At 46.3% G+C, this 25,306-nt stretch carries 25 protein-coding genes and 1 other RNA gene; 14 read left to right on the top strand and 12 right to left on the bottom strand.

The features are described 5' to 3' along the window. Positions 1-62: 62 nt before the first annotated feature. Together pepP and F941_RS04670 are read right to left on the bottom strand one after the other, a co-directional pair. Positions 63-1,385, bottom strand: a complete 1,323-nt coding sequence (gene pepP, locus F941_RS04675) for a Xaa-Pro aminopeptidase (protein WP_005008390.1) — start codon at positions 1,383-1,385, stop codon at positions 63-65. Positions 1,386-1,455: 70 nt separating this feature from the next. Further along, on the bottom strand, positions 1,456-2,073 hold the full coding sequence (locus tag F941_RS04670) for a UPF0149 family protein (protein ID WP_005008389.1): 618 nt from the start codon (positions 2,071-2,073) through the stop codon (positions 1,456-1,458). Between the two features lie 64 nt (positions 2,074-2,137). Here F941_RS04670 and F941_RS04665 point away from each other — a divergent pair, with 64 nt between their 5' ends. The 3 genes from F941_RS04665 to ssrS all read left to right on the top strand — a co-directional run bounded on the left by F941_RS04665 (position 2,138) and on the right by ssrS (position 3,263). Continuing rightward, positions 2,138-2,689, top strand: coding sequence for a hypothetical protein (locus F941_RS04665; protein WP_005008388.1), 552 nt, complete (start codon positions 2,138-2,140; stop codon positions 2,687-2,689). A gap of 2 nt (positions 2,690-2,691) precedes the next feature. Further along, a complete protein-coding gene (locus F941_RS04660; RefSeq protein WP_005008385.1) occupies positions 2,692-2,979 on the top strand; it encodes a cell division protein ZapA in 288 nt (95 codons plus the stop codon). A 99-nt stretch (positions 2,980-3,078) separates the two neighbouring features. After that, a non-coding RNA gene (gene ssrS, locus F941_RS16175) (6S RNA) lies at positions 3,079-3,263 on the top strand. A gap of 407 nt (positions 3,264-3,670) precedes the next feature. Here the strand turns inward: ssrS and F941_RS04655 are convergent. The 3 genes from F941_RS04655 to F941_RS04645 form a co-directional block, all read right to left on the bottom strand. Beyond that, entirely contained in the window at positions 3,671-4,027 is a 357-nt protein-coding gene (locus tag F941_RS04655) for a DUF1304 domain-containing protein (protein ID WP_005008381.1), read from the bottom strand. Between the two features lie 285 nt (positions 4,028-4,312). Beyond that, a complete protein-coding gene (locus F941_RS04650) occupies positions 4,313-4,771 on the bottom strand; it encodes a hypothetical protein (RefSeq protein WP_005008379.1) in 459 nt (152 codons plus the stop codon). Positions 4,772-4,884: 113 nt separating this feature from the next. Then, positions 4,885-6,099: a YncE family protein gene (locus F941_RS04645; protein WP_228128307.1), complete on the bottom strand. Its 1,215-nt coding sequence runs from the start codon at positions 6,097-6,099 to the stop codon at positions 4,885-4,887. A 324-nt stretch (positions 6,100-6,423) separates the two neighbouring features. On the opposite strand from F941_RS04645, the gene F941_RS04640 reads away from it, so the two are divergent. The 3 genes from F941_RS04640 (at position 6,424) to F941_RS04630 (ending at position 10,145) form a co-directional block, all read left to right on the top strand. Continuing rightward, positions 6,424-7,011, top strand: a complete 588-nt coding sequence (locus F941_RS04640) for a 5-formyltetrahydrofolate cyclo-ligase (protein ID WP_005008374.1) — start codon at positions 6,424-6,426, stop codon at positions 7,009-7,011. A gap of 147 nt (positions 7,012-7,158) precedes the next feature. Continuing rightward, positions 7,159-9,585 carry an endopeptidase La gene (gene lon / locus F941_RS04635; protein ID WP_005008373.1) on the top strand — a complete coding sequence of 809 codons (2,427 nt, stop codon included), beginning with the start codon at positions 7,159-7,161 and terminating at the stop codon, positions 9,583-9,585. Between the two features lie 182 nt (positions 9,586-9,767). Beyond that, the gene (locus tag F941_RS04630; RefSeq protein WP_005008372.1) at positions 9,768-10,145 is read left to right on the top strand and encodes a VOC family protein; all 378 of its coding nucleotides are present in this window, start codon (positions 9,768-9,770) and stop codon (positions 10,143-10,145) included. Positions 10,146-10,747: 602 nt separating this feature from the next. Here F941_RS04630 and F941_RS04625 read toward each other — a convergent pair. After that, the gene (locus tag F941_RS04625) at positions 10,748-11,692 is read right to left on the bottom strand and encodes a M28 family peptidase (RefSeq protein WP_005008371.1); all 945 of its coding nucleotides are present in this window, start codon (positions 11,690-11,692) and stop codon (positions 10,748-10,750) included. 162 nt (positions 11,693-11,854) lie between these two features. Between F941_RS04625 and rlmH the strand changes: the two genes are divergently transcribed. The 3 genes from rlmH to F941_RS04610 all read left to right on the top strand — a co-directional run bounded on the left by rlmH (position 11,855) and on the right by F941_RS04610 (position 14,159). Next, positions 11,855-12,337, top strand: coding sequence for a 23S rRNA (pseudouridine(1915)-N(3))-methyltransferase RlmH (gene rlmH / locus F941_RS04620; protein ID WP_005008370.1), 483 nt, complete (start codon positions 11,855-11,857; stop codon positions 12,335-12,337). Between the two features lie 113 nt (positions 12,338-12,450). Next, positions 12,451-13,227: a dioxygenase family protein gene (locus F941_RS04615; protein ID WP_005008369.1), complete on the top strand. Its 777-nt coding sequence runs from the start codon at positions 12,451-12,453 to the stop codon at positions 13,225-13,227. 158 nt (positions 13,228-13,385) lie between these two features. Further along, entirely contained in the window at positions 13,386-14,159 is a 774-nt protein-coding gene (locus F941_RS04610) for an META and DUF4377 domain-containing protein (protein ID WP_005008367.1), read from the top strand. Positions 14,160-14,277: 118 nt separating this feature from the next. On the opposite strand, the gene gdhA is transcribed toward F941_RS04610, so the two are convergent. Further along, positions 14,278-15,621 carry an NADP-specific glutamate dehydrogenase gene (gene gdhA / locus F941_RS04605; protein WP_005008365.1) on the bottom strand — a complete coding sequence of 448 codons (1,344 nt, stop codon included), beginning with the start codon at positions 15,619-15,621 and terminating at the stop codon, positions 14,278-14,280. A 584-nt stretch (positions 15,622-16,205) separates the two neighbouring features. Between gdhA and F941_RS04600 the strand changes: the two genes are divergently transcribed. Together F941_RS04600 and nth are read left to right on the top strand one after the other, a co-directional pair. Beyond that, on the top strand, positions 16,206-17,000 hold the full coding sequence (locus F941_RS04600) for an RnfABCDGE type electron transport complex subunit B (protein ID WP_005008364.1): 795 nt from the start codon (positions 16,206-16,208) through the stop codon (positions 16,998-17,000). Between the two features lies 1 nt (position 17,001). Continuing rightward, on the top strand, positions 17,002-17,691 hold the full coding sequence (nth, locus tag F941_RS04595; RefSeq protein ID WP_005008361.1) for an endonuclease III: 690 nt from the start codon (positions 17,002-17,004) through the stop codon (positions 17,689-17,691). 160 nt (positions 17,692-17,851) lie between these two features. Here the strand turns inward: nth and F941_RS04590 are convergent, their stop codons facing one another. The 4 genes from F941_RS04590 to F941_RS04575 all read right to left on the bottom strand — a co-directional run bounded on the left by F941_RS04590 (position 17,852) and on the right by F941_RS04575 (position 20,762). Further along, positions 17,852-18,040: a hypothetical protein gene (locus F941_RS04590; protein WP_005008359.1), complete on the bottom strand. Its 189-nt coding sequence runs from the start codon at positions 18,038-18,040 to the stop codon at positions 17,852-17,854. An 85-nt stretch (positions 18,041-18,125) separates the two neighbouring features. Next, a complete protein-coding gene (gene adk / locus F941_RS04585; RefSeq protein WP_005008357.1) occupies positions 18,126-18,785 on the bottom strand; it encodes an adenylate kinase in 660 nt (219 codons plus the stop codon). A 77-nt stretch (positions 18,786-18,862) separates the two neighbouring features. Beyond that, on the bottom strand, positions 18,863-20,179 hold the full coding sequence (locus tag F941_RS04580) for a DUF445 domain-containing protein (RefSeq protein WP_005008355.1): 1,317 nt from the start codon (positions 20,177-20,179) through the stop codon (positions 18,863-18,865). A gap of 64 nt (positions 20,180-20,243) precedes the next feature. Beyond that, a complete protein-coding gene (locus F941_RS04575; protein WP_005008354.1) occupies positions 20,244-20,762 on the bottom strand; it encodes a hypothetical protein in 519 nt (172 codons plus the stop codon). Positions 20,763-21,004: 242 nt separating this feature from the next. Here F941_RS04575 and mrdA point away from each other — a divergent pair, with 242 nt between their 5' ends. Both mrdA and rsmD read left to right on the top strand, forming a co-directional pair. Further along, on the top strand, positions 21,005-23,053 hold the full coding sequence (mrdA, locus tag F941_RS04570) for a penicillin-binding protein 2 (protein WP_005008351.1): 2,049 nt from the start codon (positions 21,005-21,007) through the stop codon (positions 23,051-23,053). Between the two features lie 8 nt (positions 23,054-23,061). Further along, positions 23,062-23,622, top strand: a complete 561-nt coding sequence (rsmD, locus tag F941_RS04565) for a 16S rRNA (guanine(966)-N(2))-methyltransferase RsmD (protein ID WP_005008349.1) — start codon at positions 23,062-23,064, stop codon at positions 23,620-23,622. 169 nt (positions 23,623-23,791) lie between these two features. Here the strand turns inward: rsmD and F941_RS04560 are convergent, their stop codons facing one another. Next, positions 23,792-24,007, bottom strand: a complete 216-nt coding sequence (locus F941_RS04560; protein WP_005008346.1) for a hypothetical protein — start codon at positions 24,005-24,007, stop codon at positions 23,792-23,794. Between the two features lie 312 nt (positions 24,008-24,319). Between F941_RS04560 and F941_RS04555 the strand changes: the two genes are divergently transcribed. Then, entirely contained in the window at positions 24,320-25,054 is a 735-nt protein-coding gene (locus F941_RS04555) for a sulfite exporter TauE/SafE family protein (protein WP_026253303.1), read from the top strand. Positions 25,055-25,306 lie beyond the last annotated feature (252 nt).

Below are 25,306 nucleotides of genomic sequence, written 5' to 3'. Positions count from 1 at the left end.
AAATCTCTAATACGAAATAAAAAAAGCCGGTCATCAGACCGGCTTTTTTTATTTATGAAATCTTACTTCGCCATCAAGGCTTCAATCTCTTCTACAGATTTCACTACAGCCGCAGTTAAAACCCGCGGCCCAGCTTTGGTCACAGCCACATCATCTTCAATACGGATGCCGATACCGCGCCATTTTTCATCGACAGTTTCATCGTCCGGCGCAATATACAGGCCCGGCTCAACAGTGACCACCATGCCTTCTTCATAAGCACGCCATTCACCATCCTGCTTATATGCACCGACATCATGCACATCCATGCCCAGCCAGTGGCCTGTGCCATGCATATAGAACTGGCGGAACGATTCAGCGGCAATAATTTCGTCAATATTGCCCTGCATAATGCCAAGGTCGAGCAAACCTTGCACCAATATGCGCACCGCGACATGATGCGGCTCTTTATAAGAGTTGCCGATACGCACGGCATCAATGGCGGCAAGCTGGGCATCTAAAACGACGTTATACAGCGCTTTCTGCTCTGGGCTGAATTGACCATTCACCGGAAAAGTGCGGGTAATGTCAGAGGCATACAGCTGGTACTCACAGGCTGCATCAATCAGCACCAGGTCCCCATCTTTCAGCTCTTTGTCGTTTTCCACATAATGCAGAATGCAGCCGTTTTCACCGCCGCCGACAATGCTGTTATATGAAGGCACGCAGCCATTTTTGCCAAACACATAATTCAGTTCAGCTTCCAGCGCGTATTCCATCATGCCGGGCTTAACCGCTTGCATGGCGCGGGTATGCGCTTCTGCAGAAATATCAGATGCCAGCTGCATCAGCGCCAACTCATCATCCGATTTATGCAAACGCAGCTCATCGACAATGCGGTCCAGCTGAATCACCTGAGCGGGTGCAGATGCCCCCTTACGGGATTCACCGCCCGCAGCGGCAATCCATTTGGCAACACGCGCGTCAAAATCAGCCTGCTGGCCAATGCGGTAAAACAATTTGTCCTTGTTCTGCAATTTTTCAAGGATTTCTTCATCCAGCAAATCAATGGCATACGCTTCATCGGCTTCGTAGTCATCGACGGCGCCGTCCACACCTGCACGGTAGCCATGCCAAATTTCCATTTCATGGTCGCGTTCGCGGCAGAATAGGCTGTAGGTATAGCCGTCTTCTTCGCTGTCAAAGGTTTCAATCACTGCAACCGCTTCAGGCTCTGCAAAGCCAGTCAGATAAAAGAAACTGCTGTCCGCTCGGAATTTGTAGTCGGCATCGCGGTTGCGCATTGCTTCTTTGCTCGTGGCAATAATCGCGATGCTGCGCAGCCCCATTTCACCTGCAAGAATATCGCGGCGTTCCTGAAAGTCAGCTTGAGTCAATTTCTTCATCTGAATACTTCTTATCGCTCTTAAATAAATAGTCAAAGTTAATGCTGAAAGCGGGATGAAACGCCCAAAATCAGCTTGGACGGTGCGGTGTAAACATTTCTACAACATTATTTGCATCAGCCGATTTTTTGGCAGAAAACAGCTGCAAAAGCGGACTTTCAGCCACTTCAATTTTCTTGCGGCCCATCGACAGGCTGACTGGAATCAGGCGTACAAACTCGTACAGTTCCTGATAGCTTTCTTCGCCTTCGTCATCATCATCCGATTCATCAAATTCAACTGAAGCGACATCCTGCAGATGCTCAATCAATTCCTGCTCTTCTGCGCGCAAATGCCCTGAAGCCAAGCCAAAGCCTAACACCACGCCTGCGCACCAGTCAGCAAGGGCTTGAACCCGCTCAGACAAACTGTGTTCATCATCCGGCAGCAGCGGCAAATAGTCCAGCTCATCTTCAGACAGCGCATGCGCAATGTCTTCGGTTTCGTCGGTTAAAGCCGCAATTGCTTCATCGCTGATTTCAGTCACTTCAAGCGTCGCTAAAATCTGCTGCCACTCTTCGCGCGTCGGCACCTGCGTCACACAGACAATGCCTGTCAGCAAGCCGTGCAATTCGCTGGGGCTGGAAATCTCTTCGATTTCGCTAAAATTGCGGTTCCATTCTGACCAACCTGAAATATCGTCTTGCATTCGTTTATCCAATCTCTATACTTCTTATATATTACCTTTGTTTGCAATACTGTGCGACCACGATATGTTAGAAGAATTACAGCGTCTGCAAGCGCATCTGAACGTTTTAAAAACGAAACTTGCGCATTATGAAAGTGAAAACGCCTCGCTTGCAGAAGATAAAGATTCTGCAAATGAACAACATCATGCGCAAATTGTGCATAAAAATGGCATCATTACGCACAAACAAGAAGAAATTGATACGCTGACAGAGCAGTTAACCGAATCCCGCTCTCAATTTCAGCACCTGAATAATGATGCAGCCTCTCTGGCTGACCGTTACAGCCGTTTGGAAAAAAGCTGCACCGATTTAAAAAACCGGTTTCAGGAAATTTTGGCAGAACGCAATGAATTGCGTGTAGTCAAAGAAAAAATGCAAAACGAACAGCGCCATGCCATGCAGGAAATTCAATCCCTGCAGCAGGAACGTCAGCGCCTGCTGCAGAAAAATGAACATGCCAAAGCCAAAGTGGAAGCCATCATTCAGCGCTTAGCGGTTTTAGGCACGGCCCAAGATCAGCATGCGCAGGAAATCCAGCAATTGGCCCACCCAACTGACGCAAACGAGGAAGCTTAAGCATGACTGAACAAATTGCTGTCGATTTAAAAGTCCTTGGCCATAACTTCCGCTTAGCGACCACAGCCAGTCAGCAGGCTGATTTAGAACGTGCAGCCCAGCTGCTCAACGATAAATATGATGAATTCCGCCGCAAAGCGCCGCGCATGGAACCCAGCAAGCTGATTATTATGGTGGCGCTGGAGCTGATGCAGGAAGTGCTGAGCATGAATAAAAGCCTGCAGGAATATGAACACTGTGAACGGCTGCTGCAGACTATTTTGGAAGAAGCTGAAGATCTCGCTGAATAAACGGGATCTTTTGCATAAAGCGCAGCCAAATACAAAAGAAGTTTACGCATCTTATGCTGAAGATGATTTGCCTCTAGCGCTTTATTGGTTATACTTGCTCTAACTCTGGGGTGTTCGCCAGCGGGTCTATTCCCCTGCCGATACTAACACTTATGGATCGTGTTCTGTATATTTAGAGCGTATGCCCATCTCCGTATGGGAAACCCAGCAAGTATACGTCGCGTCCACCTTGAACTCATCGGGTTCAGGGTAACGACACATGCAGCGGCACCTCCGGAGCTATTTTAATTTCAAAATATTCAAATTTATCGAACGCCTTCCAGCAAATTTTCCTCTTTTAATTGCCTCGCCATCCATCGCTCAACACATATAACGCTTTCCCGTCCTGTCTATTCATCTGAATGTGCGCCTATAGTTTGAATGATATATCCGAACCGGCACTCTGTTCTATCGCTATAAGCTGCGTATCTCGCCACTTTAACGCTTTGCTGCATAAAACCCCGTTGATCGGTAAAATTTCATAAATCAGATGTGCAATATTCAGGCCTATTGCCGACTTACAGAGTCACCCCCCAATTAGTGATTTCTCTGCGCAATGCAAACTCCTGCCAAACCTGCACTCAGCTGCGAGCCCCTGTAAACGGAATGTAAAATCATGATGTATTAGCAGGCAAAACACTCACCGCTATTTTTATATACCTAAATTCAATAAAATCAACGCGGCTAAAGCAGGCAGCGCTTGAATATAAAGAATCTTTCGGCTCGCCGTGACACTGCCATAAATTCCCGCAATTAAGACGCAGATCAGAAAGAAGTTTGCCAGCATGAATGAAAATGGCATCGATACCAGCAGTGACCAAATCAGCCCTGCAGCTAAGAAACCATTATAAAGCCCCTGATTCTGCGCCAATACTTTCGTTAATGCCGCCTTTTCTGGCGTATTTCCGAAAGCTTTTAAGCCCGCTGGCTTCTGCCACAAAAACATCTCCAGAACTAGAAAATAGATGTGCAAAAGAGCAATAATCACAATCAATATCTGAGAAATCATATTTCTTTTCCTTCTGTGCCGTGCGGTTTATTTATTTCGTTCTGGTCATTTTAAAATAACCGATTCAGCAATTTAAAACGATTTAATTTTTTGACCGTGACTGCAAGCCATCTTCTAATGAAATACGGACTTTTTCATCCTATAAACATGACTTAGCCAGTCACTGAGCTGAGCTACGCTTTCTTCAGCCTGCGCAAAACAGCTTGATCCAAATGAAAGGCCGCCAAAATGCGTTCAAGCGGCCCCTCCTTAAATTGATCTAGCAAACAGCCGAAGACTCTATTTTTACAATTTTTCCAGCTGCCGAATATAGCGGTTTATTTGCTGATCCATTTCCGGCATGGCTTTGCTTAGAAACTGACAATAATTGACGGCGTCTTGCGCTGAAAGCACTCCAGATTTCACCAGCTGTATTTGCTGCTGCAGCAGCTCATCCACTTTGCGCGCATCTGGCTGCTGGCCATGACTGAGGCTGATGCTGATGCCTTCAAATTCTTTATATAACCTGTCGCGCTGCTGCAATGCCGATTGATCCGGCAGATAGGATTCCTGCTTTTTTACTTGCATTGGCTGCAGAGAATCCGGCGCTTCTGCTGCTGATACTTTTTTTTCAATCGCAGCAGGCTGAGTGCGCTGTGAATTTCCCAGCAATGCCGCTGAATCCGGCTTTAAAAACACAAGCCAAGCTGCCATCACCAAAAAACCGACGGAAGCAGCCACAGCCAGTTGCGCTCGAGAAAGCATAGTTCACCTTTATTTTTTTTATTCATTCATTTGCCGTATTCGATGCGGTCAGCGGATCTGCGCATCTTAGAAAACAGGCTGGCTCCAGCCTGTTCTCAGCTCATCCGCTCTTTTTATTGCGCAGGCCAGCCCGCAGGCGCATAGCCAATGCGCACGCGCTGCGGATGATTGCCTACAGGGACGCTCAGCACCTTATCGCCTGTGTCAAAATCAATCACCGTCACGGCGTCATTGGCGCTTTCAGAGATGATGCAGCTTTTGCCGTCCGGGCTGCGGGTTGCCCAGTAGGGCTTGCCGGCAGCAATCAGTTTGCCCGCTTTTAAAGTTTTCCGGTCTACTATTGTGGCGTAGTCATCCATGGTTCCCGCGACACATAATTTCTCGCCGTCACTGCTGATGGATAAGCCGTGATGCCGTGAATCATTGACCCATTTGCTGCGGTCAGAAGGAATTGTTGAACTGCCTGGCAGCTGCCCAATGCGGGTCACTTTGTCTTGATTTAAATCATATTCCACCAAGCCATTGAAAAATGAAACCTGCGCATAAATTTTGCTTTCATCTTTGCTGAATACAATTGGCCGCACCGCATTGGATAAGTCTTTGCGCCCAACAGCATCCAATGCCGGGCGGAAATCAATTTTTTTCAGCACGTTAAAATTGCCTGCATCGGCAATGGTGAGATAGCGCTTGCCCTTGGTAAAGTCCTGCCATGAAGCATCCATTGAGGTTTCCACATTGCCAATTGCAGAGTTCAAAATCTTGCTGCCGCCATCGAAATAAATGTTTTCATGCGGTTTGTCCCCTGTGGCAAAACGGCCCAATTCCTTGCCGCTATTGATGTCCAATACCTGCACAACATTGCCTGAAGAGGCCGAAACCGCCACTTGCTGCCCATTCGGAGAGACCGCCATATGGTCAGCGCGGAAGCCTTCTACCGGCGTGCGCCAGTTAATCTTTCCAGTTGCAATATTAATCGAAACCACATCTGCAAAACTTGGACGGGAAGCCACGACCGATTTGCCGTCTGGCGTGGAATACATGTCATCCACCAGCTGATCGTGCCCTTCACCTGCAGTCGATTGAATATAAGTGTAGGCAATCAATTTCACTGGATTTAAGTGGATTTCCAGCAGCCGCTCTTTACGGTCTGGAATCATGTTGATGACGCCAATCTTTCCAAAATCGCCGGAAGAACGGATCACGGTCACCGTCCCGTCCCAGTTATTGCCGACAAAAAAGACCTGCTGGCTGTTGCTTGGCGCAGCAGCTATGGCCGCGCCAGAACCGGCTGCCGTCAAAATCAGCAGCTGTGCTACTTGATGCTTCATTTTTGCTTTCCATTTCATTTTTATTCTCCAGCAATCTGCTGATTTTTTTTGATTTTTCTTTAATTGTTGGCTGTTCAAAATGTTTTGATACCGCCGTCTGCAGCAAGCACTGCTCTTTGCTTCAATGCCTGGCGCATGAATAAATATACAAATGTATAAATATGAATGCACAATAAAATCCGATGAAATATTCACCAAAACCTGCAATTTCGATAAACGGAAGCATGCCGGCATCAATATGAATATTTCAAATAGATGCCGCTCTGCACTTGCTGTTTAACATTGAAGGATTAAACTGTAAAAAATTCTGAAATATAAAGCCGCATGTCCTACGATTTAAACACGCTTAGAAAAGACCTGCGCCAACAGCGCCGTGCTGTAAGCAAATTTCAGCAAAGGCAATCGGAACAGGCGGTATTAAATCGCATCATACGGCTGCCCGAATTTCAGCAGGCCAAAAAGATCGGCATTTATCTCCATGCCTTTGGTGAAATTCATACCCGTAAAATTATGCAGTACTGCTTTGCTCAAGGTAAAGCCGTATATTTGCCCATGATTTGCAATATGAATCAGCGCCTGTCATGGGTGCACATCTCTCAGCATCAGTATTTCAGCCAGCGCTTTTCACACCACCCCTTAGGCATGAAAGAACCCATGTCCTCACGCGGCCTGCATGTGTCCAAACTGGATCTGCTGATCATGCCTTTATTGGCCTGCGACGCACACGGCACACGCATTGGCATGGGCGGCGGCTATTACGATAAAACCTTAGCTTCAGCGCCGCAGCATCCTTTCAGGCTGAGCCTTGCGCATCATTTTCAGCTGATCAGTGAAACTTTGCCCCGCGAGTCTTGGGATCAGCCTTTGGACGCCTTGCTGACCCCGCAAGCCTTATTGCGATTTCCGCGTTAAATTGATCATTTTGACAGGTTAGACTGATTTAAAATCAAATGTTTACTCATTTTCCATACAATTTATTCCGCCACGCCCTTGTAATTTTTAAAATACCCATCACTATAAAAAACATGGCAACACCGTTGTCACTCATTAGGAGTGCCCATGTCTGAAATTATTATGAATGAAGAAACCTTAGAGCCTCAGGTTCCAAGTGTATTGCCGCTTTTGGCGCTGCGCGATGTGGTGGTTTATCCTCACATGCAGATTGCGTTATTTGTGGGTCGTGAAAAATCGATCAATGCAGTGGACGTGGCTCGTAACAGTGACAATCTCGTATTTGTAGTTGCACAGAAAGATTCGCTTACAGAAGAAATTGATCACGACAATTTATATCAATACGGTACTGTCGCGAAGATTGTGCAAGTTGTGAATCACGAAAATGATGAAAACTGCATCAAAGTACTCATTGAGGGCTTGCACCGTTCAAAGCTGGTCAAAATCATCGACAATGATGAGTACCTGTCTGCAGAACATAGCTTAAGCCCAATGACTGTTGCAGCCGATAGCGAGAAGCATGAATCACGCATTGAAGAATTGCGCACCATGTTCGCGCAATATGCGGAAGCGAAACTGCGCAATGCGCGTGAGCTGATTGCAGCGGCCAACAAAATTGATGATTTATTGCAATTGCTGTTTTTCGTTGCAACCCGTGTACCTTTGAATATTGATGTAAAGCAAAAATTCTTAGAACACGATGAGTTCGAAGCGCATTTGCAGGAATTGATGACTTACCTGCTGCAGCAGTCTGAAGAACAGCAGATTGAACAGACTCTGCATGATTCAGTTAAACGCCAAATGGAAAAAAACCAGCGCGAATACTTCCTCAATGAAAAGATGAAGGTCATTCAGCGCGAGCTTTCCGACATGAATGGCGGCGCTGAAGACGACGTTGCAGAAATTGAAAGACGCCTTGCAGAAGCTGATCTGCCTGAGCACGTGCGCAAAAAAGCGGAAGCTGAATTCCGCAAACTCAAAGCCATGCAGCCGGCATCAAGTGAAGCGGCTGTGGTGCGCAATTATATCGAGGCCATCTTAGATACGCCTTGGAATAAAGCCAGCAAAGTCAGCATTAACTTAGCCAAGGCGCAAGAAATTTTAGATGCAGACCATTACGGCTTAGATGACGTAAAAGACCGTATTGTGGAATATCTTGCAGTGCAGTCACGGGTGAAAAAACTCAAAGGTCCGATCCTGTGTTTGGTTGGTCCTCCAGGTGTCGGTAAAACCTCACTGGGTGAATCGGTTGCAAAAGCGACAGGCCGTGAGTTTGTGCGTATGGCGCTCGGCGGCGTGCGTGACGAAGCGGAAATCCGCGGTCACCGCCGCACCTATATTGGCGCGATGCCGGGTAAAATTGTGCAGTCCTTGACAAAAGTCGGCGTCAAAAACCCATTGTTCCTGCTCGACGAAATCGACAAGATGGCGCAAGACTACCGCGGCGACCCTGCTTCTGCCCTGCTGGAAGTCCTTGATCCATCACAGAACAGCAAGTTTAACGATCACTATTTAGATCTTGATCTGGACTTGTCTGAAGTGATGTTCATCTGTACCGCCAACAGCATGAATATTCCGGAAGCGCTGCTTGACCGTATGGAAGTGATTCGTCTGCCGGGTTATACCGAAGATGAAAAAATCAACATCGCAGAGCGTTACCTTGTTCCGAAAGCAATCAAGAACAATGGCCTGCGCGCCAAAGAACTGACTGTTCATGAAGAAGCAATCCGTGACATCGTACAGCGTTATACACGTGAAGCCGGTGTGCGCAGCTTAGAGCGCGAAGTCTCTAAAATTGCCCGTAAAGTGGTGAAAGAAGCGGTCAGCAAAAAGGCAAAAAACCTGCAGGTTGATGTGACTTCGGCCAATCTTCCAGACTACTTAGGTCCGCATAAGTTTGACTTCGGCATGGCGGAAGATGAAGCGCAAGTCGGCCGCGTTAATGGCCTTGCTTGGACGTCTGTCGGCGGTGAATTGCTGACCATTGAAGTGGCAGCCGTGAAAGGCAAAGGTAAATTCATCACCACCGGTTCACTCGGTGACGTGATGAAAGAATCAATTACCGCTGCCATGACTGTGGTTCGCACCCGTGCGGATGAATTAGGAATTGAAGCTTCACGCTTTGAAGAAACTGATGTTCACGTGCATTTGCCGGAAGGCGCAACACCGAAAGATGGCCCATCTGCAGGTTTGGCGCTGACGACTGCATTGGTTTCTGCCTTCACAGGCATCGCAATTCGTCCCGATATTGCCATGACAGGTGAAACCAGCTTAGGCGGCCGTGCAATGCGCATTGGCGGTTTGAAAGAGAAGCTTTTAGCAGCGCACCGCGGCGGCATCAAACTGGTGTTCATTCCTCAGGAAAACGTCCGTGACTTGGCTGAGATTCCAGACAATGTCAAAGAGGGCTTGGAAATTAAGCCGGTGAAAAGCATCGATGAGATTCTGCCATTGGCTTTAGTGGACATGCCGAAACCCTTGCCTAAGGCGCCGATTGTGAAGGCTTCTGGTGAAGTTAAAGCAGCCCGCCATTAAGCACTGATCAATGATCACATGCAAAAAGAGCGCTTCGGCGCTCTTTTTGCTTTTCAGCGCAGCAGCTTTAGAAGCGACACCATCTATTACAAAATTAAAATTCCACTCTGAAGCATTTCACGCATAATAAAACAGATTAATTAATGATCATATTTGCATTCAAATTTTAAAGGCCAATCAATATGTCAAATCCTGTTTGCTGGTTTGAAATTTATGTCAATGATATGAATAGAGCCAAAAAATTTTATGAAACCTTACTCTCGGTTGAATTAAGCCTGCTGGGAGATCCGAACAATTCCAATATGCTCATGTGGGCCTTCCCTTCCGATATGAGCCAATACGGCACAACCGGCACATTGGTGAAAATGGACGGTGTACCCGCGGGAGGCAGCAGCACCGTGGTCTACTTCAGCAGTGAAGACTGCGCCATAGAACAGGCTCGAATTGAATCCGCCGGCGGAAAAATTCATCAAGAGAAAATGTCGATTGGCGAATATGGCCATATTGTCTTAGGGCTCGATACAGAGGGAAACCTGTTTGGTATTCACTCAATGAAATAGAGCCAGCTGATGCAGGATGATGGACGGTATCGCTCTATTTTTTATTCGTCATCGCCCGGCCTATGAAACGCGGCCTATCATGAGTTTTACCCGCTGGAAAAATGCTGTGCAGACTGCCTAATGCGAACCCTTTTATTGATTAAAATTTATACAGATATTCCCAAAAGGGCAATTTAGGCGTACAGTAAATCTTTCAGAGCCGTTTTTAAATTTATTGTTTTTTCTAGTCTTGGTGTGATGGCTATACAGCCCAAAACTTACTTTAAGCCATAGCATGCAGCGTTTCAAACCACAATATATAAATTTAAAGCTTTGAAATATCCAGTTCTTTTAAACCCTTCACAATTGGAGAGCTGCTCTTGAAAAACGGTGATTTACCTCCATATTAATAGTAGAGACATACTGCGCTGTATGTTCCATGTAGGCTCTAAGCTTAAAAATTTATGAGTCCTAAAATGGTCATCTGCATCTCCAGGCAGGTGATCTTTTATCGCAGTCCAAAGGCTTTCAGGACTGCGTTTTTTATGCAAAGGCATTCTAAAGCCAGCAAATATGCAAATAGATTCATTCTTGAATTTGCTTAAAAATGCGGGCATCGGATATCACTTTAAAATAGTTTGCACTAAGCCGTTTACCACCTGCCCCATTTTTCCGACATCCACATTGTCTATCGTGTCTTTATCGGTATGATAATTTTTATTGCGGTATACGCCCGTATCCGTAATGACAATTGCCGGCAAATCAAAAGCCCAGTAATTATTGTGATCAGAGAAGTCCATTGCCTGAACAAAGGATGGGGCAATCAGCCTTTCACATTGCAGCTGATTTAAATTCTTCATTGCGCCGCAAAAACCGGCTGTAATCTCACGGGACTGCAAATTGCCAACGGCCGCTATATAATTGCCATGATCCGGATAAATCCATTTCAGGCCAATCGGATATTCCTGCACCAGATTTTGATCAAAATAGCCAATATTTTCCAAGATATAAATGCTTTTAACCATTTGATTTTGCTTTTCTATCGATTTCGCATGCACATAGCTGCCCATGTCTTCCGTACCTGAAAACGGCGCTTCATTTAAGGTATAAAACACAAAATCGACGGTATTTTTTAGACTGCTTTTTTCCGCTGACAGAATGCGCGCCGTTTCAATCACTCCAGCCACGCCAGATGCATTATCGTCCGCACCGGGCTTATCTTCAAAAACATCATAGTGCGCGCCCACAATGATTTTTTCAGCGCTATTGCCCTTGAGTGAACACACCACATTGCGGTAAGCCTCATCGTTCACCTTATAGGTCTGATATTGGCATGGAATGCCAAAGAGCCGCATCTGCTCGCGGATCCATGAAGACACCCGGTTCAGCTCCCTCACATCTTTAAAATTCCGATAATCGCCGTCACCCAGCAGTTGTTCCATATAAACCGTTAAATTCTGCGGTTCTGCATTTTTAATTGCAGCGGCATGCGCAGATGAAGCGGCCATAACCGCCATGAAACTGAAGAAACTCTGCCCAGCAAGCTGTATGATTTTATATTTCTTCATCGCAAACTTCCTTATTATTATTTCTCAAGTTGTGTGAACAAGTTCACGCTTTACAGGTATTAAAGCAATAATGGCTAAGCCAATTCAATTGCAAATTGTTTCCGATCTCAGCAAAGCGTTATTTCTCGTTATAATGGCGCTTTACATTCATTACAGCCTGCTATGAAAATCCGCATTATCACCATTGGCCAAAAGATGCCTGCATGGGTATTGACTGGCTTTGAAGATTATTTCAAACGCATTCAGCCTTTTGTTCAAACTCAAATTATTGAACTCCCGATGGCAAAACGCGGTAAAAATGATTCAGAAGCAGATATTTTGAAATACCGCCAGATTGAAGGCGACAGTATTTTAAATGCCATGAAGCACAATGAAATTCTGATAGCGCTGGAAGTAGGCGGCCGTGAATTCAGCACAGAAAAACTGGCTGAAACCATGAAAGGCTGGATGCTGGAAGGCAATGATATTGTATTAGCCATTGGCGGGCCCGATGGGCACTCAGAAGCGGTTCGCAAAGCGGCCGCTTGGCATTGGTCGCTATCCAAACTGACACTGCCGCATCCGATGGTCCGCGTGATGCTGATTGAACAGCTGTACCGCGCCATGAGCATTAACCACAACCACCCCTACCACCGCGCAGGCTAATGCCTTCCTTTAAACGTTGCATTTATGCAACGTTTTGTTGATTAATCCGGTATTTATCGCATCTTAAAAATTTGTCAAAATACTTACAGAACAGTTAATTAGGCGTACAGCAAATGAATCTGCAAACCCTGCCCGGCTTATTTATTTCCCATGGCTCACCCATGCTGGCAATTAATCCTGAGCAAGTCGGCCCCGCTTTGGAACGCCTGAGCTTAAATCTGCCTAAACCTGAAGCCATCATTGTGATGTCAGCGCATTGGGAAAGCAGCGCGCTGGAAGTCAACACTGGCGTGCGCCCGGAAACATGGCATGATTTCCGCGGTTTCCCGCCTGAATTATACGATATCCGCTATCCTGCACCCGGCCATCCTGAATTGGCAGAAAATATTCTGCATATGCTGTCAGAAGCGGGATTCTCCGCCCACGCCAACAGCACGCGCCCGCATGATCATGGCGTATGGATGCCGCTGCTGCATATGTATCCGCAGGCAGATATTCCTGTGGTCGAAATTGCCCTGCCAATCAGCATGTCAGCGCAAGATATTTACAAAATTGGCCAGACGCTTGCGCCTTTGCGCAGCAAACAAATCTTGATTATTGGATCCGGCAGCATTACCCATAACCTGCGTGAACTCTCATGGAACCGCCAGCCGGCTCCAGTCCCTGTGTGGGCGTCAGCATTCCGCAATTATGTGGTCAGCAAGCTGGCCCACAGTGATTATGATGCTGTATTGGACTGGCAGACGATTCCCTATGCTGAACGCAACCATCCGACGCTGGAACACTTTGCGCCGCTGTTCTTTGCCATGGGCACAGGCCACCGTTTCAGCATCGTGCATAGCAGCTTCAGCATGGGGTCACTCGGCATGGACATTTACCGCTTCGATTAATACATAAAAACTATTTATAAGTTAACAAATAAATATTAATTGATACATTTTGATACCTAAAAGGGCTGAATGTATCCATTTTTTTTAAACTTGAATGCGATATGCTTGATCTTGTTTTCAAATCAATTACTTAATTCAGATAATACGTTGAGCAGACAATGAAATTGAAATATTTAGCCATCGCACTTTTCCCCCTTGCTTTAGCTGCGTGTCAATCCAGCGATATCCAAAAAGTAGGAGATTTAGCAGTGTCTGTTCTTCAGCAGCAAAATGCAGATCAAACTTTAGCGTCTTATCAATGGAGCACCGATACAGGCGCGCCGAAACCGCTTGTGCTTAATTTCGGTTCTGAAGGCCGCCTCAGCATTTCTACCAGCTGCAATACAATGGGCGGCTCTTGGAAAGTGGCAGGCAATCAAATTGTGACGGGTTCCATGATGTCTACGCAGATGGCTTGCCCTGATGCAGCCATGAAGCAGGAACGCTTGGCAGCCTCGATTTTCCAAAGCAGCAAAGTGCCGTTTGTCTTGAACCTGAATGATGCCGATCAGCCGACACTGACTGTAACGGCTGCAGATGGCAAACAGTATGTGTTTACCGGAAAGATGACGCCTGAAACGAAATATCAGACTCAAGGTGAAACTATTTTCTTAGAAATCAGCCCAGAGACTAAAAAATGCGTTGGCGTCGCGCCGCAAACCTGCCTGCAAGTGCGTGAAATCAAATATGCCGAAAATGGCGTAAAAACACAGGTTGATAAAGACTGGACTTTATTCTACAGCGGCATTGAAGGCTACACGCATAACCCAGCAGAACGCCAAGTTGTCCGCATCAAGCGTTATGAAATTAAAAACCCGGCAGCGGATCAATCTAAATATGCTTATGTTCAAGACATGATCATTGAACGTGAAGCAGTCAAAGGTTCTTTGTAAATTTGTCAGATCTTAATCTGTGACTGAAAGCATAAAAAAACCGAGGCCATGGCCTCGGTTTTTTATTCAGCTGACTGTGTTGATCCTGAATGACATCAACACAGCGCTGTGAATCAGATTAATATACGCCTTGAGCCAGCATGGCATCAGCAACTTTTACAAAGCCTGCAATGTTGGCGCCATTGACGTAGTTCACAGTGCCGTCAGCTTCTGTACCGTATTTCACGCAGTTGCGGTGAATTTCTTTCATGATGGCATGCAGGCGCTCGTCCACTTCTTCAAAAGTCCAGCCTAAACGGATGGCGTTTTGAGACATTTCAAGCCCAGAAGTCGCAACACCGCCCGCATTAGAGGCTTTGCCCGGCGCATAAAGAATCTTCGCTTCAACGAATTTTTCTACTGCATCCAATGTAGACGGCATATTCGCGCCTTCCGCTACACAGATCGCGCCATTAGCAAGCAGCGCGGCAGCATCGTCGGCATCCAATTCATTTTGAGTTGCGCATGGCAGTGCAATATCACACTTGATAGACCACGGGCGTTTGCCTTCAAGGTATTCAAAACCGTGTTTAGACGCAAACTCAGAAATACGGCCGCGCTTGACGTTTTTCAGCTCCATCACTTCAACCAGAAGCGCATCTGTAAAACCGTCTTTAACGTATACCGTACCGGCAGAATCAGACAGCGATACCACTTTCGCGCCTAAGAACATTGCTTTTTCAGCCGCATATTGCGCAACGTTGCCAGAACCTGAAATCGTGACCACTTTATCTTTAAAGCTGTCGCCACGGGTCTTGAGCATTTCCTCAGCGAAATACACAGTACCGTAGCCAGTCGCTTCAGGACGCGCCAGCGAACCGCCGAAAGTTAAGCCTTTGCCAGTGAATACACATGCCGTGTCATTGCTTAATTTCTTCATCATGCCGGCCATATAGCCAACTTCACGGCCGCCCACACCAATATCGCCCGCGGGGATGTCAGTGTTAGGGCCTAAGTGGCGGTATAACTCAATCATCAGCGCTTGACAGAAACGCATGATTTCGCCTTCAGACTTACCTTTAGGATCAAAGTCTGAACCGCCTTTACCGCCGCCCATAGGCAGTGTAGTCAAGGCATTTTTAAAAGTTTGTTCAAAGCCCAAAAATTTAAGAATTGAAAGGTTCACAGACGGGTGGAAACGCATGCCGCCCTTAAATGGGCCAATTGCTGAATTGTATTGAACACGGAAAGCGCGGTTCACTTGAGTCTGACCTTTGTCATCTACCCAAGACACACGGAATTGAATAGCTCGTTCAGGTTCAACAAGGCGTTCTAATAAACCATAGTCAGCATATTGCGGATTCTTTTCAATGAACGGCCAAAGGCTAGTCATAACTTCTTCAACAGCTTGAAGAAATTCGGGTTGATGTGAATCACGTGTTTTTACGTAGTCAAGAAAGTCGTTAAGGCTGTTGTATTTCAACGCTTAATCCTCAGCAGAAATGGATCAAAATCGATCAAAATTTTAATCAGTGATATATTTTGGCGCAAAATATTAAATATCTTTTGCATCATTTCAGCAATAGTTTTCTCAAAAAAACTTAATTTTCTTTATAGAACATAGATTTAATTTAATCTAATAGTCTTTTTTATTATAAATACAATAACTTTTTAGAATAAATTAATGTAATATTTTGCTCGATAATAATGCATAAAAAGAACCATTTTCGTGCAACGCCTTGTGCTGTAACGACTGTGTTTAGCTGTGTTGCTACCCTCTTCCCTAAAGGACATCCCTCCGCTTAATCAGCCTTCAGCACGGACGCATTCAGCATACAAAGCACTCTTTTTTATCGTGAAATGCCCCAAGGCTTAATACCTTTAGGGCATTGCTTTTATGAAAGCATTTCATAAAGCATGCAAACGGCAACTATCATAACGCAAAGACAAACTGCGGCTTTTCTATTTGCGCTCAAAAAAACAGCCTCAAAAATCATTGTTAAAACATGCTAATATTGCACTCCAGCATTTTGTTTCACGCTGACTGCACAGCATTTCCGGTTATCCATGAATACACAAATCTCCCTCATCCAAAAAATTGATGCCCTGCTCCCGCAAACACAATGCGGACTTTGCGGGCATCGAGATGGCTGTTTGCCTTATGCAAAATCCATTGCTGAAGGTGAGGAAGCCAACAAATGCGTCCCTGGCGGCCAGCCTGTCGCTGATGCGCTTGCCGCGTTGCTGAACCGGGCGGTTTTGCCGGCAGAAGCAAGCATTTGGCCTGTACAGCAGGATGGCCGTCCACAGCGCATGAAAGCAGTCATCCGTGAAGATGAATGCATTGGCTGCACCAAATGCATCAGCGCCTGCCCAGTGGATGCCATTATCGGCTCAGGCAAATTGATGCATACCATACTGACTGACCTCTGCACCGGATGCGAACTGTGCATTCCGCCTTGCCCAGTCGACTGCATTGATTTGATTGAAGATGTGCAGCCGCTGCCGACAGAAAGCCTGCGCGCGCAGGAACAGCAGGATTTGCGCCAGCGCTACTATGCGCATATTCAGCGTGAAGAAAAACGCCGCATCAACCGCAAAGGCCCTGTCGTTCGCGCTGAAATTAATACGACGCTCTTTGCCCGTTTTTCAACGCAGTCCGATAGCGTTCCCAACATCGAACTGACAGAAAAAACAGATAGAAAAAACTTAGTGCAGGATGCTAAAGCCACCATTGAATTGGCTAAAATCCGCACCCAGATTAAGAAACTGGAAAAACAGCTCAGTGTCCGTGAAGATGCCAACAAACGGGCGCTTCTGGAGGATTTAAACCAGCAGCTGAATGCACTGCAAGGGGAATAATATGGCCGTCAAAAACATGACCAAGAAGCAGATTCAAACTTTTTTTGAACGGCTTCGCGCACAGCGCCCCAATCCTAAAACAGAACTCAATTATTCAAGCCCTTTTGAACTGCTGGTTGCCGTCACTTTGTCTGCGCAAGCGACAGATGTCAGCGTGAATAAGGCCACCGATAAACTCTTTCCGGTCGCCAACACGCCAGAAGCCATCTACGCGCTGGGTGTTGAAGGCTTAAAGGAATATATCAAAACCATTGGTTTATATAATTCCAAAGCGGAAAACGTCATCAAAGCCTGTAAAATGCTGATTGAAAAGCACAACAGTGCTGTTCCGGACAACCGTGCGGATTTGGAAGCGCTGCCCGGCGTTGGGCGCAAAACAGCCAATGTGGTATTGAATACTGCCTTTGGACAGCCAACTATGGCGGTAGATACGCATATTTTCCGCTTAGGGAATCGGACAGGCTTAGCTGTAGGGAAAAATGTGCTGGAAGTTGAACACCGCTTGGTGAAAGTCATTCCCAAAGAATTTATTGTCGATTCACATCACTGGCTGATTTTGCACGGCCGCTACTGCTGCACTGCGCGTAAACCTAAATGCGGCGAATGCATTGTCTCTGATGTCTGCAACTGGCCAGACCGTTTCGAGTTTGGCGCAGCCCGAACAATCTCCGTCAAAAATATTGAGGCATGATTTTTTAAAATCGGCATGGCTAGATTTAACTCAAAATGCCTCAATTGGGTGTCCGCTGGGCTAAGGCAATGAAATGAACAGCCGCTTAATGGCAATTCGCCCACTACAAGCACTATGCTTTTACTAAATAGACTCTGCCTGCTGCTGTTCTGTGCGCCTGTTATTTTTTCTTTTGCTGCTCTTGTTCTTTTTTCAATTTTGGGTGCAATTGATATTCAACAGACGGATTGCGGCGCTCCAGTTTTTCCTGTTCCTGTGTCTTTTTGAGCAGCTTAAAGCTGTAATACAGCATGCCCAAAACCACTACTGCAGCTGCCGCCAATACCAAAATAACCGCAATATGCTCCACAGCCCAATCTCCAAAAAACAGCGCAATAAAAAAGAGCCCTAATATGACTTAGGACTCTTTGAAAGTCAAAACCCGTAAAAACGGATTATTTTGACTGGTCTAAAATAGCAAAAAGATCCGTTTGAACTTCATCAATTGGACGCAAACCGTTCAGTTTATCGTAAGTTGGCGCATTCTCGCCTGAAGCCGCGCGGCCTTGATAAAAGCCGACCAGCTGTTCAGTTTCAGTATGGTATGAACCTAAACGCTTACGAATCGTCGCTTCTAAATCATCTGGACGCTGAACAAGGTCTTCACCCGTTTCATCATCTTTACCTTCCACTTTTGGCGGATTGTAGACAACGTGATATACACGGCCAGACGCTGGATGCTGACGGCGGCCAGACAGGCGTTTTACGATTTCTTCATCCGGCACATCAATTTCAATCACGTGATCAATGCTGATACCTTCGTTTTCAAGCGCTTCCGCTTGAGGAATAGTACGCGGGAAGCCATCAAAAATGCAGCCGTTCACACAGTCAGGCTGTGCAATACGTTCTTTCACTAAACCAATGATCAGCTCATCAGATACAAGACCGCCATTGTCCATCACGCTTTTAGCCTGCAGACCAAGTTCAGTTCCTTCACGAATTGCAGCACGGAGCATATCACCGGTTGAAATTTGTGGGACATTGTAGCGCTTACAGATCAACTGAGCCTGTGTACCTTTACCTGCTCCAGGTGGTCCGAGTAATATAATGCGCATAAAAAAACATCCTCATTTAAACAATGTATTTGACGCCGTGATCATGTCAAAAAATTCGACATAGGTTCAGCATCTAATTATAAGAAAGCCACAAACAAATGTATGGTACCCGCAATAAAGCCAGTAACCCCACCCAAAACAATTAAAATCCATTCGTCTTCCTGAAATGCAGGACGTAACAGATTTTGAAATTCCCTCGGTGTCAGCTCGCGGATACGGTCTCTGAACATTTGAAAGATTTTCTGTGCACGGCTCGCATTAAACGCAGGGTCGCATACAGGCACCATCGTAATTTCAATTGAGCGATCAATCAAGTCTGTCTTGAGTTTTGCATACTCTCTTGGCCCTAAAGACAGCTGCAAAGACGTTCTGACCAATGGAGTTTCCATAATTTCATTGATATGGCGCTTCACGATACGGCGAGTCTTGTCTTTTTTGCTGCCGTACATCATTTCAGTCATGATGGATTTTAAAGTAATCAGGTCTTCCGTCACTACACTGGCAAATACATCCGATACTTCTTCCTGACGCTTCATGAATGCGCCCTGAATATTATAAGCGCCAATCCGCGGAATAACGGGTTTAATCCATGGGAATTTACGATTCTTTGTTAATTCAAAGAATTGCGGATACTTTATGATATGCGGTTCAAGTGGATTAAACACCATCCAAATAGCAATCCAGTTGGTCAAAAAGCCCCACACCGATGCCCAGAACGGAACAGTCCAATGCCAAGGCACCACAAACCAAACGATCATTTGGAACACCCCGAAGAACATCCCGATCAGCGCGCTGATATGCCAAATAAAGTTGATTTCTTTTTGCCCAACTTTAAGGAACATGCGCACCATTAAGCGGCGGTCGCCCTCCATTTGGCTCACCACCATTTCACGCATATCCACAAGTGACTCAACGTTCATGGTCAGTTCAGTCACAAGTTCTTTTAAGATACCCGGCATTTGCTTATTTGCCTGCGCATAAATGCGGCGCTTAATGGAATAAGGCAAGTTTTCCCAGAGCACCGCATTGCGGTCAATCATCACTTCATCAATCAGGTGTTCCAGTTCAAAGCCAACCTGTTCGCCAATAATGCGCGCCATATCCTCAGGATCCATGGCATCGAGAAATTCGCGCAGTGAACCCAGCTTAGATAAAGTATTGTCTGTAATGATGCCGGAAATGCGGCCTGCCTTGCGCGGCACAATGCCCTGCCAGCCGACAGGCAGCGGGCCAAGATGAAATCCCCAAAAATTAATTGGATAGAACACCATTTTCAGCGCCATCCATACATGCGCCCAAGTCACAAAAGCCGTTACAGGAATAATGCTGAGTACAGCCCAAAAATCCGGCCGTTTCAAAAAGGCTAGCCATAACTCATTGACGTACTCAAGCATGCATAACTTCCATATTTAATTTTATTCAGAGGAACACAAATGTAAACAAAGTCGGATATTTTCTCTATAATCCAATACTTAGAGTATAGGAAAATTGTAGCTTCGGTTCAGTTTCCGCAACCGTATAACCGTTATTATCGGTAAGTTTTTCACCCGCGCCAATTCCTACACTGAAGGTGCTGATGCGTTCTTTGCTCAGCATAACATATGCCAAATCTACACCGCCGCCTAAACGGCTTTTAAATTCATCGCCCACATCTTTACTTTCAATATGGCCTGCATAGACGCCCAAATAGTAGCCGTTCTTATCTTTCCCAGTGAAATGCACAGGATGGCGGAAACCAATTTGCCCGCCAAAGGTCTTATCCCCATTCAGAAATACACCCGCTTTAGCATAAGCGATGCCGTATGGATTCACCCATTCTGTATTCAGATGAATCAATTTCTGCGTAAATCCGGCCCCGACATTCAGCTTTGCCGCATCAGCGCCTGCTAAATTTGCTTCCGGCAGAAAGCCGCCGTCCTGCGCTGACGCTGCATTCGCTATAAATGCCAATACCAACAAAGAATATGCTTTGTTCATTATTTCACCATTATCCTTAATTTTCAGGCTTTTTAGTTGTAATAAGTCCTATTTTTATGCTTTCCGACTTTAGCAGAATAATATTGACTCTTATATACAGCACTGCATTTTTTTAGTGTCTGCAAAGTCAAAGTTTAAGCAAAACTTACACAGCAGTTCCGAATTGGCTTATCAAATTTTTAGAACTTGCGGTAGAATGGTCAGCCTTAATTTCCCCTTTGTGTATCTCAAGTCGATCGCGTATGAAGCAGCACTTTCCTTTAAAAAATGTACAGCAAGAAAAGCGCATTTTCCGCAATCGAATTTATTTCTCACTGGGCATTGTCATCTTTTTTTTATTACTGCTGGTTTCACGTTATTCTTATCTGCAAATTTTCAATTACGATAAGTTTGCCACCGATTCAGATAAAAACCGTGTCCGCCTGCAGCCGCTGCCGCCGGCGCGGGGCTATATTTACGACCGCAACGGTGTGCTGTTAGCCGACAATTATCCAGTTTTCTCCGCCACAATGAGCCGTGCCGATGTGGAAGACATTGATGATACTGTTCAGCGCCTGACTCCAATTATCAATCTGACGCAAGAAGATATTGACCGCTTCAAAAGCCGCATTCAGACTTCCAAGAAAACTGAACGGGTCGCACTCAAGCTCAATTTGAATGAAACTGAAATTGCGCGTTTCAGTGAAGTGAAATTCCAGTTTCCCGGGGTCAACATAGAAACCCAAATGACCCGCTATTACCCGCATGGTGAATTGTTTGCCCATGTCATTGGCTATGTGGGGCGCATTAATGACAAAGAATTAAAAAGTATTAATAAAGACTTATATGCCGGCACCAACCTGATTGGAAAAATCGGGGTCGAAAAATATTATGAAGATTTGCTGCATGGCCTGCCGGGCAATGAATCTGTCGAGGCGGACGCGCACGGCAATGTGCTGCGCCACTTAGGCCGCAAAGACCCGATCCGCGGCAATGATCTGTATTTATCTTTAGACTATGGCCTGCAAGTGGTGGCGTCTGAGCAGCTGGCTGACCGCCGCGGCGCGATTGTCGCGATGGACCCGCGTACAGGCGAAATTCTGGCTTTGGTTTCCAGCCCGAGCTTTAACCCCAACCTGTTTGTGACGGGCATCAGCAGTAAAGACTATTCCGCTTTGCGGGATAATTTGGATCAGCCATTATATAACCGCGCTGTGCAAGGAACTTACCCGCCCGGCTCAACCATTAAGCCGATGTTTGGCTTAGGCGGCCTGCATTATAATCTGGTGGACTGGAACACGGCCATTTCCGATCCCGGCTATTTTTCGTTGCCGGGCGACTCACACCGTTTCCGTGACTGGCGGAAATCCGGGCATGGCTCTGTCAACCTGCATAAGGCGCAAGTGGTCTCTTGCGATACCTATTATTATATTTTGGCCTACCGAATGGGCATCGACCGCATGAATACGTGGATGCGCCAATTCGGGTTCGGTGAAAAAACCGGCGTCGACTTGCCAAGTGAAAGCACAGGTTTATATCCAAGCCAAGAATGGAAGCTGCGGACCCGTAAAACCAAATGGCTGAAAGGCGAAACCATCTCCGTCAGTATTGGTCAAGGCGCATTTACCGCGACCCCGCTGCAATTGGCAATGGCAACAGCCATCACCTCAAATGAAGGCCAGCATGTCGTTCCGCATGTCTTGCGCGAAAGCAAAGGGACTAAACCTTATACCGTGCATAATGCGCCAGACGGCAAAATTATATTTAACGGCAAGCCTGAAGACTGGGTCAAAATGCGTGATGCGATGGTGGATGTGATTGAAACAGGTACCGGCCGACGCATCCGAACGCCCATGTATAAAATTGCCGGTAAAACTGGTACAGCTCAGGTCAAAAGTATTGCGCAAGGCAAACGCTATAACGAAGCGCTGCTGACCGAACGCCAGCTGGATCATGGCTTATTCGTTGGTTTTGCGCCAGCGGATAAACCTGAAATTGCTATCGCAGTCATTTGGGAAAACGGGAAGCACGGCGGCTCTGCTGCTCAGCTGGCCCGTCCAATTTTTGATTATTGGCTGCTGAAACACAATAAATCCCCAATCCGCCCATCTGCGGCTCAAGTCAGCGGCGGCTTAATGACAGCCGGCATTAAGCCAAGTGAATTGCCAAGCGGTGAAAATCCGATTCAAAGCAATGCCAGCGGTCAAAATGCTGCCAGCAGTGCAGCACATAGCAATACGCCTGCTGTTGCGCAAAACCGCAATGCCCATTCTGTGACACCAGCCAGCCAGCCCGCTGATGATGACGAGTAAAATCAACCATGAAAAATCAATTGCGTATTATTGGCGGAGAATGGAAACGCCGTCAGCTTCCCTTTGCCGGCATTGAAGGCCTGCGCCCTACGCCAGACCGGGTCAGAGAAACCCTGTTCAATTGGCTGATGTGGGACATTCAGAATACAAACGTTTTAGATGTTTGCGCAGGTTCTGGCGCGCTGAGCTTCGAGGCGCTGTCCAGAGGCGCGTCACAAGTGGTAATGATTGAACCTGACCGCACCCAGGCGAAGTTTTTAACCGATAATTTGCAGCTGCTGAAAATTACGTCACAGCACGCCAAATTAAAAATTGCTACTGCGCAGCAGGCGCTGCCAAGCCTTAAGGATCAGTTTGATCTGGTCTTTTTAGATCCGCCTTATAGCTTGGATTTATGGGAACAATTGGCTGCCCTCGCTGACCCGCTGATTAAAGATCAAGGCTTGATTTATGTAGAAGCAGACCGGGATCTTTCACAGCTGAAGCTTCCCAGCAGCTGGAATAAAATCAAAGAAACCAAAGCTGGTACTGTCCGTGCAGGCTTATTCCAAAAATCAGCTGCGCTTTAAAACTGACCTTTTATCATTAAATGATCAAAAAAAGGACGCGAAAAACGCGTCCTTTTTAGTGTCAAATGCAGGCACAATTTAAGGTCTTGCAGCATATTTACCGCAATAGGCCTAGACCATTCCCGAAGGAATCTGCATAAACTTTCCGCCAGTGCCGATTTTCATGCTTTCAGTATGGAAAGCGCCCGTCACGTTGACGGTCATCACCCTGCCGGTTCTGATGGCGCCAGTCTGGATAGCCATCCCGATCACTGCGATGATCACGGTCACCATGCGGCCCTGAGTGCGGCCTTCCATCTCGCGGATAATCATTGTCATATGGCGCAACGATACAGCCGGTCAATGCAACGGCAAGGACAGAAAGCAAAATCATTTTTTTCATCATTTCATCACCTCACGATCCCATTCAATTTCATTTTGGAATGTCTGCCTTAAATCGATTTTGAGATAGACAGTCCGCATTTTCTGGAATTGCTTACTGATCTTCAGTATTGCGCACAGCCATGAAGATGAATCGCATTTAATGTAAGTTTCTTGTATCGAAAAATTCATCATTTGCAGCAAGCCAGCCCATTGGTTCTATACCTGTGTAACCTGCATGAAATACCGTATTGCTGCTTTATATAGTCAAAAGAATGATTTCACTGCACCGCATATATGCCTTTACACTAGCCCTGCATTTTCAATGAACTACATTATGACTTGGCTTTTATTTATTTTTGGCGCAGTGGTGGCAGGCTTTGTTCAAGGGCTGACAGGCTTTGCCTTTGCCTTGATCGCCATGTCTTTTTGGGTGTGGGTTTTACCGCCGCAATTGGCTGCACCCTTGGTGGTTTTTGCTTCTGTCTGGAGCCACATTATTTCACTGTTGAATGAACAGCAGCTTCACTTATCTAAACAGCTGGTGCTGCCCTACATTATTGCAGGCCTCATTGGCGTGCCGCTCGGCGCATACTTGCTTAAAAGCATTCAGCCTGAAGCCTTTAAATTGGTCTTAGGCCTGTTTTTGGTATTGTGGTGCCCGGTTATGCTGTTTAATCCGCAAATCAAAAGCATTCAGCGCGCTGGAAAAGCATCGGACAGCAGCATTGGCTTTATTGGCGGAATATTGGGCGGTTTAGGCGGCTTTTGCGGCGCTTTGCCATCCGCCTGGGTGATGCTGAAAAACCTGCCTAAAGCGGAACAGCGCTATATTTTGCGTCATTTTAATTTTGCCATTCAGGTATTTACCTTACTGAGCTATGCTGCGCAAGGCACAATTCACCGCATACATTTGCCCTATATGGGGGTCTTGCTGCTGACGGTCAGCATTCCGGCTATTCTTGGCGCAAAGCTGTTTTACAAGATTTCAGAACGGCAATTTAAGCATACTGTGCTCAGCCTGCTGTTTGCATCCGGCTGCTTTTTACTGCTGACCAATATCATTTCATAAACGATTGCCCTTACAGCAGAAACATAAGCGCAGCGGGCTAAAATACTGAAAATCTCGGCAAACGGCTGATGAAACCGCTGTCATCGCACAAGCTGACCTCTTTCACGTAAACCTTCACACAGTTTATGGAGCATTCGCTTGAACTTCGAAGAATGTCTGAAAGCGCTGCCATTTTGCTCAGACCGAGGCGCTGCCATTTTGCTCAGACCGCGGTGCCGCCATTTTATGAATCCAAAAAACGGTTCCGCCCAA

Source organism: Acinetobacter bouvetii DSM 14964 = CIP 107468 (genome assembly GCF_000368865.1).
Lineage (GTDB): Bacteria > Pseudomonadota > Gammaproteobacteria > Pseudomonadales > Moraxellaceae > Acinetobacter > Acinetobacter bouvetii.
The sequence above is the reverse complement of the archived record's forward strand: the minus strand, read 5'-3'. Positions and strand labels throughout refer to the sequence as shown.

Bases quoted from the DNA above. Each gene is read 5' to 3' on its own strand.
- pepP (WP_005008390.1), bottom strand. From the start codon at position 1,385: ATGAAGAAATTGACTCAAGCTGACTTTCAGGAACGCCGCGATATTCTT.
- F941_RS04670 (WP_005008389.1), bottom strand. From the start codon at position 2,073: ATGCAAGACGATATTTCAGGTTGGTCAGAATGGAACCGCAATTTTAGC.
- F941_RS04665 (WP_005008388.1), top strand. From the start codon at position 2,138: ATGTTAGAAGAATTACAGCGTCTGCAAGCGCATCTGAACGTTTTAAAA.
- F941_RS04660 (WP_005008385.1), top strand. From the start codon at position 2,692: ATGACTGAACAAATTGCTGTCGATTTAAAAGTCCTTGGCCATAACTTC.
- F941_RS04655 (WP_005008381.1), bottom strand. From the start codon at position 4,027: ATGATTTCTCAGATATTGATTGTGATTATTGCTCTTTTGCACATCTAT.
- F941_RS04650 (WP_005008379.1), bottom strand. From the start codon at position 4,771: ATGCTTTCTCGAGCGCAACTGGCTGTGGCTGCTTCCGTCGGTTTTTTG.
- F941_RS04645 (WP_228128307.1), bottom strand. From the start codon at position 6,099: ATGAAGCATCAAGTAGCACAGCTGCTGATTTTGACGGCAGCCGGTTCT.
- F941_RS04640 (WP_005008374.1), top strand. From the start codon at position 6,424: ATGTCCTACGATTTAAACACGCTTAGAAAAGACCTGCGCCAACAGCGC.
- lon (WP_005008373.1), top strand. From the start codon at position 7,159: ATGTCTGAAATTATTATGAATGAAGAAACCTTAGAGCCTCAGGTTCCA.
- F941_RS04630 (WP_005008372.1), top strand. From the start codon at position 9,768: ATGTCAAATCCTGTTTGCTGGTTTGAAATTTATGTCAATGATATGAAT.
- F941_RS04625 (WP_005008371.1), bottom strand. From the start codon at position 11,692: ATGAAGAAATATAAAATCATACAGCTTGCTGGGCAGAGTTTCTTCAGT.
- rlmH (WP_005008370.1), top strand. From the start codon at position 11,855: ATGAAAATCCGCATTATCACCATTGGCCAAAAGATGCCTGCATGGGTA.
- F941_RS04615 (WP_005008369.1), top strand. From the start codon at position 12,451: ATGAATCTGCAAACCCTGCCCGGCTTATTTATTTCCCATGGCTCACCC.
- F941_RS04610 (WP_005008367.1), top strand. From the start codon at position 13,386: ATGAAATTGAAATATTTAGCCATCGCACTTTTCCCCCTTGCTTTAGCT.
- F941_RS04600 (WP_005008364.1), top strand. From the start codon at position 16,206: ATGAATACACAAATCTCCCTCATCCAAAAAATTGATGCCCTGCTCCCG.
- nth (WP_005008361.1), top strand. From the start codon at position 17,002: ATGGCCGTCAAAAACATGACCAAGAAGCAGATTCAAACTTTTTTTGAA.
- adk (WP_005008357.1), bottom strand. From the start codon at position 18,785: ATGCGCATTATATTACTCGGACCACCTGGAGCAGGTAAAGGTACACAG.
- F941_RS04580 (WP_005008355.1), bottom strand. From the start codon at position 20,179: ATGCTTGAGTACGTCAATGAGTTATGGCTAGCCTTTTTGAAACGGCCG.
- F941_RS04575 (WP_005008354.1), bottom strand. From the start codon at position 20,762: ATGAACAAAGCATATTCTTTGTTGGTATTGGCATTTATAGCGAATGCA.
- mrdA (WP_005008351.1), top strand. From the start codon at position 21,005: ATGAAGCAGCACTTTCCTTTAAAAAATGTACAGCAAGAAAAGCGCATT.
- rsmD (WP_005008349.1), top strand. From the start codon at position 23,062: ATGAAAAATCAATTGCGTATTATTGGCGGAGAATGGAAACGCCGTCAG.
- F941_RS04560 (WP_005008346.1), bottom strand. From the start codon at position 24,007: ATGATGAAAAAAATGATTTTGCTTTCTGTCCTTGCCGTTGCATTGACC.
- F941_RS04555 (WP_026253303.1), top strand. From the start codon at position 24,320: ATGACTTGGCTTTTATTTATTTTTGGCGCAGTGGTGGCAGGCTTTGTT.